6 protein-coding genes are annotated in these 8425 nt (G+C 67.5%); 3 read left to right on the forward strand and 3 right to left on the reverse strand.

The genetic code is table 11. The features are described 5' to 3' along the window. A partial coding sequence (rpoN, locus tag VIR09_RS21260) for an RNA polymerase factor sigma-54 (protein ID WP_332014650.1) occupies positions 1 to 1201 on the forward strand: 1201 nt, incomplete at its 5' end. Between the two features lie 34 nt (positions 1202 to 1235). Here the strand turns inward: rpoN and VIR09_RS21265 are convergent. The 3 genes from VIR09_RS21265 to VIR09_RS21275 all read right to left on the reverse strand — a co-directional run bounded on the left by VIR09_RS21265 (position 1236) and on the right by VIR09_RS21275 (position 6439). Further along, positions 1236 to 4238 carry a GAF domain-containing protein gene (locus tag VIR09_RS21265; RefSeq protein WP_332014651.1) on the reverse strand — a complete coding sequence of 1001 codons (3003 nt, stop codon included), beginning with the start codon at positions 4236 to 4238 and terminating at the stop codon, positions 1236 to 1238. A 97-nt stretch (positions 4239 to 4335) separates the two neighbouring features. After that, positions 4336 to 5046, reverse strand: a complete 711-nt coding sequence (locus VIR09_RS21270) for a DUF2325 domain-containing protein (RefSeq protein ID WP_332014652.1) — start codon at positions 5044 to 5046, stop codon at positions 4336 to 4338. Between the two features lie 73 nt (positions 5047 to 5119). Further along, positions 5120 to 6439 (reverse strand): MFS transporter, encoded by a 1320-nt coding sequence (locus tag VIR09_RS21275; protein WP_332014653.1) that lies wholly within the window; start codon positions 6437 to 6439, stop codon positions 5120 to 5122. A gap of 104 nt (positions 6440 to 6543) precedes the next feature. Between VIR09_RS21275 and VIR09_RS21280 the strand changes: the two genes are divergently transcribed. Both VIR09_RS21280 and VIR09_RS21285 read left to right on the forward strand, forming a co-directional pair. Beyond that, entirely contained in the window at positions 6544 to 7434 is an 891-nt protein-coding gene (locus tag VIR09_RS21280; protein ID WP_332014655.1) for a LysR family transcriptional regulator, read from the forward strand. Between the two features lie 145 nt (positions 7435 to 7579). Next, on the forward strand, positions 7580 to 8425 hold an 846-nt coding region (locus tag VIR09_RS21285; protein ID WP_332014654.1), incomplete at its 3' end, for a mucoidy inhibitor MuiA family protein.

Consider the following 8425-nt stretch of genomic DNA (forward strand, 5'->3'; position numbering starts at 1 on the left):
GCCGCAGGCCGAGCCGCCCCTGCCTGACGCGCCCGCCTACTCCGGCGACTATCCGACGCGCGGCCAGGGCGACGGCCAGGAACGCGACCAAGGGCTTTGGGCCGCTTCGACGCTTTCAATGAGCCAGCGCCTGTCGCTGGAACTGGGCAACTATCAACTGGCGCCACGCGACCGCTTGTTGACGGAGTTCATCATCGATGCGCTTGACGATGACGGCTACCTGCGCGTGCCGCTGGCAAGCCTGTGGGGCGACGCGCAGCGCGACGCCGACACCGTCCCCGAAGAGGGCGAATGGATGACTGCGCTGCGTCTGGTCCAGCAGCTGGACGCTCCAGGACTGGCCGCGCGCAACCTGTGCGAATGCCTGTCACTGCAATTGGCGGCGGCCGCCGGCATCGGCGACGAGTTGCGGGCTCTGGCCTTGCGCATCGTGCGCGAGCAGCTCGACCGGCTCGCGCGCAACGATTGCACCGGCCTGCGCCAACAGTTGGGCTGCTCCGAGGACGCGTTGCGCGAGGCCTGCGCGCTGATCCGCAGCCTGGACCCCAAGCCGGGCGGCCGCTACAGCGCCGAAGCGCCTGTCTACGTCGTGCCCGACGTGTTCGTCGACAAGTGGCAATCGCGCTGGCGCGTGCTGCCCAACCGCAACGCCATGCCCCAGGCCCGGCTGCACCAGACCTATGCCGAACTGTTCCGGCGCGCCCGCCTGGACGACCGCAGCCCCATGGCGCAAGAGCTCCAGGAAGCCCGCTGGCTGGTGCGCAACGTCGAACAGCGCTATGTCACCATCCAGCGCGTCGCCGAAGCCATCGTCAAACGCCAGCAGACCTTCTTCGAATACGGCGACGTTGCCTTGCGGCCTCTGATGCTGCGCGAAGTGGCCGACGACCTGGATATGCATGAGTCCACGGTATCGCGCGCAACCGTCGGCAAGTACATGGTGACGCCGCGCGGCGTCTTCGAATTCCGTCACTTCTTTTCACGCGAACTGGCCACCGATACCGGCGGCTCCTGCTCCGCCACGGCGGTACGCGCCCTGATCAAGGAAATGGTCGAGGCCGAGGATCCGGCCATGCCGCTGTCCGACGTTGCGCTGACCCAGCAATTGGCCGCGAACGGCATCCTGCTGGCGCGACGCACGGTATCGAAGTATCGCGGCCAACTGCGCATGCCGCCTGCGGAATTGCGCCGCCGCCATTAGGCCCGCGCAAGGCGCGCCATGGAGCGGACAAGCGCTAGACGCCCTGGCTGCCGCCGCCCGGCGCGCTGTCCAGCATGCCCTGCACGCGCTCGGACAGCTTGTCCAGCCGAAAGGGCTTCACGATCAGTTCCAGCCCCTGTCCCAGAAAGCCCTGGCCGCGCGCCGCGCTTTCGGCGTACCCCGTCATCAGCAATACGCGCAGGCCGGGACGCGTCACGCGGGCGGCGTCCGCCAATTGCCGGCCATTGAGCCCGGGCAGTCCGACGTCGGTCACCAGAAGGTCGATGCCGCGCGCGGACTGCAACAGCTCAAGCCCGGCCTCGCCGTCAGCCGCGGCCAGCACATCCAGGCCGAGTTCGGCCAGGCATTCGCATACCATCTCGCGAACGTTCGCGTCGTCCTCCACCACCAGCACGACTTCCTTGCGCGCCGCGCCAGCAGCCGCCACTGCCGGGCGTTCGCCGTTCTGCACGCTTTCGGGCGCGCCATCGTGGCGCGGCAGGAACAGCCTGACCGTGGTGCCTACGTCCACCGTGCTCTCCAGGCCGGCCGCGCCGCCCGCCTGCTTGGCGAAGCCATAGATCATGGACAGGCCCAGGCCAGTGCCCTGGCCCATGGGCTTGGTGGTGAAAAACGGATCGAAAGCGTGTGCCAGCACGTCCGGCGGCATGCCGCAGCCTACGTCCGTCACGGCGACTTCCACGAACCGTCCCGAATGCGCGCCGACGGACTGCAATAGCTGGGGATCGCCCGGTTCCACATTGCGTGCGGCAACCGTCAACGTGCCGCCGTTGGGCATGGCATCGCAGGCGTTGATCACCAGATTCAGCATGGCGTTCTCGAACTGGTTCTTGTCGCAGCAGACCGTCCACAATTCCTGCCGCAGGTCCAGCCGCAGCGCCACGCGTTCGGCGGTGTAGCGGTGGAACAGGGCAACCATGGATTGCAGCGCGGAGGCCACGCAGAACGGCTTGGGGTCGATGGGCTGGCGCCGCGAAAAGGTCAGCAGCCGCTGCGTCAGATGAGCCGCCCGGTTGGCCGAATCCATGGCGACATCAACGAAACGCAAGGCCTGCTCGGGCGCGCCCGCCGTGATCTTGCGCTGCACCAGGTACAGCGCGCCGGAAATCCCTTGCAGCATGTTGTTGAAGTCGTGGGCGATGCCACCGGTCAGGCGCCCCACCGCTTCCATCTTCTGCGACTGGCGCAAGGCATTCTCGGTATCGCGCAAGGCTTCCGCTTGCAGCTTCAGGTCGCTGTCGTCGCGCCCCGCCACGTAAAGGCTGTCCTGGGCCCAGGACATGCTCCAGGTTATCCAGCAATAGCTGCCGTCACGCTTGAGCATGCGGTTTTCCAGGTGCCTGGCGGCGGGCCTGGGGCCCATGTCCACCGAGGCCCAACTCCAGGCCCCCAGGGTTGCGGCCAGATCGTCGGAATGGACCAGTTCGGGTAGTTCCATCGACATGAACTGTTCCGGCGTCCAGCCCAGGATGACGCGTACCGCGGGATTGACGCTGACGAAGCGCCCTTGCCGGTCGACCACCGCCAGCAATTCCGGAGACAGGCGCCAGATCCGGTCCCGCTCGGCGATTGCATCCTCGACACGCTGCTCCAGGGTGCGCGCGTACTGCGACCGCTCGACGGCGCCGCACATGCGTTCCGCCACATCCTCGATAAACGCGATATCGCTGCCCTTGAGGCGACTACCCGACGAGGGACAGGCCAGCACGGCGCCCCTCTGCCTGCCCCAGCGCCGCAGCGGCGCCACGATGGCCCAGGGACGGATCTCGCCGCCGGCTTCTCCCAGCAGCGGTGCCAGGTAGGTCGTGCGTCCCTGGCGTAACGCCGCATGGTAGTCGTCACCCAAGGCATCGAGCGGGTGCGGCGGCTGACCCAGCAGCTCTGCGCCAGGGGGCCACGATGAGGAGATGACAGGCCCCTGGCCCTCGCCTTCCCCATCCAGCACCGCAACCTGGGCCAGCGCCAGATGCTGGCACAAGCCTTCGCAGGCGGCCCGCTCGATATCCTCCTGGCAATGCAGCTCGCGCATGCGGTCACCGAGCGCGGCCAGGTAGTTCTTGCGGTGCTGTCCTTCCCACAGTTCGGCTTCCGCCCTCTTGCGCGCCGTCACGTCCAGGAACAGCGCCATCATCCTTCCGGGTCCATCCTTGCGCGCGCGGGCCTCGTACCAGGCTTCCTTCGGTGCGGGCACCATGAATTCGAACTGCGTCGGTTCGCCGCTATCCACCACCTGGGCGAACGTGTCCATGATCTGCCCTGGCACGCCGGGAATCATCTCTCGCAACGTATGGCCCAGAGTGTCGCCCTCCTTCATGCCTGTCTGCCGCTCGAATGCGGGGTTCACTTCCAGGAAGCGGAAATCGACGATGCGGCCAGCGTCGTCGCGCAACGCCTCGCTGAGAAAGAACGCCTCCTGCATGCCGGCGAACATGGCGCGCCAACGTTCGCCGCTCTGGCGCAACGCCAGTTCCGTCAGATGACGTTCTATCGCCAGGGCGGCGCTGCGCGTGACCAGCGCGATCGCATCGATATCGTGGGCCGAGGGTGAGCGCGCAACGCCGTAGTAGTTGGAGAAAACACCCAGCAGGCGCCCGTCGGGCGCCTTGATCGGCGTGGACCAGCAGGCCCGCAAACCGTGTGCCAGGGCCAGGTCCCGCCAGCGTTCCCAGCCCGGATTCAAGGCGATATCTTCCACGTAGACCGGACTGCCGGTGTAGGCCGCCTCGCCCCATGACGCCGAGCCGGGGCCGATGACCGCCCTGTGGACCGCCGCGTTATATGCCTTCGGCAGGCTGGGTGCGGCACCGTGCAGCAGGAAGCCGCCGGACTCGTCCACCAGCGCGATGGCGGTGCGCAGGTCCAAGCTGGATTGCGCCTCGATGGCATGCAGCACATGTTCCAGAACCTCGGCCAGGGGCATGCCGGCGGCTATGCGCTGCAACATGATGCGCTCGTCCTCCAGGCGGGCAAGCGTGTCCGTCCAGGGTAGCGCCACTTGGTCTCGCTTGGTCAGCATGTCGGCCCCTTTGCCCCCGACTGTATTGCGGGAGCGGCCGCGCAGCCGAAACGCTACGTAACCCGACGCTACGGGTCGCCAGGCGGCGCCGGCGGGTTCAGCCGCCCGTCTTCAGCGGTTCGCGTTCCAGCCGCAGCGCCTGCAAGGCCTCGGGCTTGTCGACCAGCACGCATTGCTTGCCGGTGCGGGTGCAATGGTCCTTGACACGCCAGTAAGCGCCGTGGCTCACGCAACCGGTCTGGCAGATCACCAGGTCCGCGGCGACCAGGCTGGCTTCCAGCGTATTGCCGTCGGTATCCGCGCTGCCGTCATGGCCGAGATAGCGTCCGCCGGCCAGTTCGACCATCTTGCGGGTCAGCGCCAGGGCGACGGCATCCTCGCCCACGCATAGCACCGCTTTTTCATGCAGCACGACCGTGGAAGGCGCAGGCCGCCAAGCGGGCGGCTCGGTGAGCGTTTCCAGTTCGCGCGCGGCGGCGCCCGCCCGCCCCTGCCAGGCCAGGCGCTCGCGCATCAGGGTCTGCACCCGTTCCATCAACTGGGCCACGCTGCGGGCGAGCGCCACCCGCCGTGGCAAGCCGGGAATGGAGGTCTCCAGCGCCTTGCGGTCTTCACGCGCCCAGGCCAGCGCGGTGTCGCGCAGGATGACGGCCGCGCGCAAGCGCATGGCCTCGCTCTCCAGATACAGAATGCGCGCCGCCTGCGCCGCCAGCAGACGGCTGCAATGCGCTTGCGCCTGGCCGTAGGCGGCCAGCAGCGCGGCATGCTCGCGCTGCAGGTTCTGGCTGTCGGGGGAGATAGGATTCATCGCGGCCCTCGGATCTGGTTGGGGATGCCGCTCTATGGGCGGGCCGCTAATTATAAATGAGAATTACTAGCTTTTAGATGTTGTCATTACGAGGTATTGCCCCCACTGCGGCACAGGCCGATGCGCGGCCCGTGCGCCAGTAAAGGCTGGCACTGATAGCCAACGCCAAGGCCAGCAGCCCGCCCGCCATCGCCGCCACGCCGGGCCACCGTCCCGTGGTCCAGAAGTGGCCACCCAATGAGCCGAGCACACTGGAGCCGATGTAGTACACCAGCAGATAGAGTGAAGCGGCCAGCGCCTTGTAGCCACGCGCCATCTGTCCGACCCAACCGCTGGCGACCGCATGGGCCGCGAAAAAGCCAAAGGTGAAAACCATGATCCCGGCTATCAGCAGCGGCAGCCAGTTGGACAGGGTCAACAGCAGGCCAGCCAAAGCCATGCCGGTGGCGGCCGACAGCATCGCGCCGCGGCCATGACGGTCGGCCAGACGGCCGAACCAGGTCGACGCGAAGATCCCGACCAGGTAAACCACGAAAATGGAGCCGATAAAGGTCTGGCTCAGCGAAAACGGCGGCAGCAGCAGGCGGAATCCCACGTAGTTGTAGACCGTGACGAAGGCGCCCATCAGCAGGCCGCCCAGCGCGAACAACCCGCACAGGGGCCCGTTCTTCAGATGCGAGGCGGCGCCGACGCGCATATCGCCCCACACGCCGGCCCAACCCCGGCCCCGCTGCGGCGCAAAGCGACGCGACGCGGGCAGGAGCCAGACGAACAGTACCGCCGCCACGATGCCCAGGAGGCCCAGCGTGGCCAGCGCGGCGCGCCAGCCGAAATGATCCGACACCAGGCCGGTGATGACGCGGCCGGACAAGCCGCCGAAGGCGCTGCCGCCGATGTACAGGCCCATGGCGAAACCCAGGGTGCCGGGCTCGACCTCTTCGGCCAGATAGGCCATGGCCAGCGCCGGCACCCCGCCCATGGCCAGGCCTTGCAGCGCGCGCAGCGCCAGCAGGCTGTGCCAGTCTGGCGCCGCCGCGGCAATGGTGCCCAGCACGGCGGACGCGAACAGCGATAGCGCCATGGCGCGCTTGCGCGGCACGGCTTGGGAGAACAGGCCTACGAAAAAGATGGCCACCGCCAGAAAGCCGGTGCATAGCGACAGCACCAGACTGCTTTGGGCGGCCGATACGCCGAACGCGTGGGTAAACAGCGGCATCAGCGGTTGCACGCAATACAGCAGCGAAAACGTGGAAAAGCCGGCTGCGAACAAGGCCCATTGGGCGCGCCGCAACCCGGGCGTGCCGCGGACAAGGTGATCGGAAGACGTGGAGACAGGCGCCGCCGGAGCGGACGCGGCGGTTGGGGATGAGGGACTGGCCAAGGGGGAAGACATCGGAATTCTCGAAAGCAGCGGGCATGCAGCCCACGCAACCAAGGTAGACTTTTCCCCTCCATATGTCCAATATATGAAACCAACTTCAGCCATATTTAATAATGATGGAACTGCGCCACCTGCGATACTTCACCGCCGTCGCCGAAGAACTGCACTTCACGCGCGCCGCGGCCAGGCTGGGCATAGGCCAGCCGCCCCTGAGCCAGCAGATCCAGCAACTGGAACGCGAGATCGGCACCCCGCTCTTTCTGCGCCTGCCGCGGGGCATCGCATTGACGGAGGCCGGCACCCAGTTCCTTGAAGACGCACGCGCCATCCTCGCCAGCGCCGACCGCGCCATCGACACGGCCCGCCGCCTGGGGCGCGGGGAACGCGGCGCGATCACCGTGGGATTCACGGCCTCCGCCGTATTCCATCCCTACCTGCCGCAGGCAATCCGCGCATACCGGGACCGCTACCCCGACGTGCGCGTCACGCTCACGGAAAGCAACACGGCCACACTGCTGCGCGGCCTGCGCGCCGGCGAGGTCGACGTGGCCTTCGTGCGACCGCCCTACGTGCTGGATCCGGAGTTCGAGTCCGAACGCGTGCTGGACGAACCCATGCTGGTGGCCCTGCCCCCCGACCATGCGCTCAGCCGCAAGCGCAGCGTGCCCATCGCGGCGCTGGCGGACGAAGACTTCGTGCTATATCCGCGCCCCATAGGCGCCGGCCTGTACGACGCGATCATGTCGGCCTGCCTGCGCGCCGGCTTCGCGCCGCGGGTCATCCAGGAAGCGCCGCAAATGGCATCCATCGTCAGCCTGGTCGCGGCCGGCGTGGGCATTTCCATCGTGCCCGCCGCCATGCGGCACATGGGCGCGCAAGGCATCGAGTACCGGCCTATCAAGGGCGACGCGCCGCATGCGCTGCTGGACATGGCCTACCGCCGCCATGACCGATCGACCGCGGCCGCCAATGCCGTCGCCATGTTGCGCGAGCTTGCCCACCCGTAGGCGGCGCCACCGTATCGCCCTGTCGCGTTTGTCATCTTCTGTAAAACCCGCATCCGGGCCGCAATGTAAATTTGGCGCGCGCGGCGGTCCGTCCCTGTCGATGGGCACGGCGCCGCGCGATTCCAACCTGTCTAAAGGTGAAATAGTGCGACGTACCCTTCTGGCCTTGGCCATCGCGACGATCCCCGGCCTGGCCGCTGCCGCCGGGCTGGCCTCTTCCATCGGTTCCGTGACCGTCTACCAGGACCGCGCCGTCGTGACGCGAGCCGCCAGCAGCGAGCTGGCCGCCGGCGAGCATGAACTGGTGCTGGAGAAGCTGCCCGCCAGCCTGCAGGAAAATTCCTTGCAGGTCTCGGCCAAGAGCACCGGCCAGGCCACGCTGCTGGACGTGAAGGTGCGTGACGCCTATCAGGTCGACACCGCCAACGAGCGCGTCAAGCAGCTGGAAGAGCAAGTGCGCAAGCTGCAAGGCCAGCAGGCGGTGCTGGACGATGAGGCCGCGGTGCTGGACAACCAGCGCGAGCTGGTGCTGATGATGCAGCGCGGCGCCACCGAGCCCTCCAAGGATGGCGCGCGCCTGACGCTGGACGAACTGAAGGCGATCCAGTCGCTGAGCGCGGATTCGCTGGCGCGTGCGCTGGCCGGGCTGCGGCGGGTCGCCGAGCAGAAGGAGACGCTGGAGCGCGAACTGAGCGCATTGCAAAACCAGCTGGGCCAATTGCAGAACTCGCTCAACCGCCGCACCAAGACCGTCACCTTGCGCGTGAACCTGGCGCGCGCCGGCAAGCTGGACCTGAACGTCTCCTACGCCGTGGCCGGCGCCCGCTGGACCCCTGCCTACGACGCGCGCCTGCGCCCGGCGGACCGCAGCGTGGACCTGGGCTACTTCGGCGTCATCCGCCAGAACACCGGCGAAGACTGGAACAACGTCAAACTCACGCTGTCCACCGCGCGCCCCTCGCTGGGTGGCGGCGCGCCCGCGCTGCAACCC

Origin of the sequence: Achromobacter sp., from assembly GCF_036567245.1 — a bacterium.
Taxonomy (GTDB): domain Bacteria; phylum Pseudomonadota; class Gammaproteobacteria; order Burkholderiales; family Burkholderiaceae_B; genus Achromobacter.

Excerpts from the sequence above, each read along its gene's own strand:
- VIR09_RS21270 (WP_332014652.1), bottom strand. The coding sequence starts at position 5,046 with ATGAATCCTATCTCCCCCGACAGCCAGAACCTGCAGCGCGAGCATGCC.
- VIR09_RS21265 (WP_332014651.1), bottom strand. The coding sequence starts at position 4,238 with ATGCTGACCAAGCGAGACCAAGTGGCGCTACCCTGGACGGACACGCTT.
- VIR09_RS21275 (WP_332014653.1), bottom strand. The coding sequence starts at position 6,439 with ATGTCTTCCCCCTTGGCCAGTCCCTCATCCCCAACCGCCGCGTCCGCT.
- VIR09_RS21280 (WP_332014655.1), top strand. The coding sequence starts at position 6,544 with ATGGAACTGCGCCACCTGCGATACTTCACCGCCGTCGCCGAAGAACTG.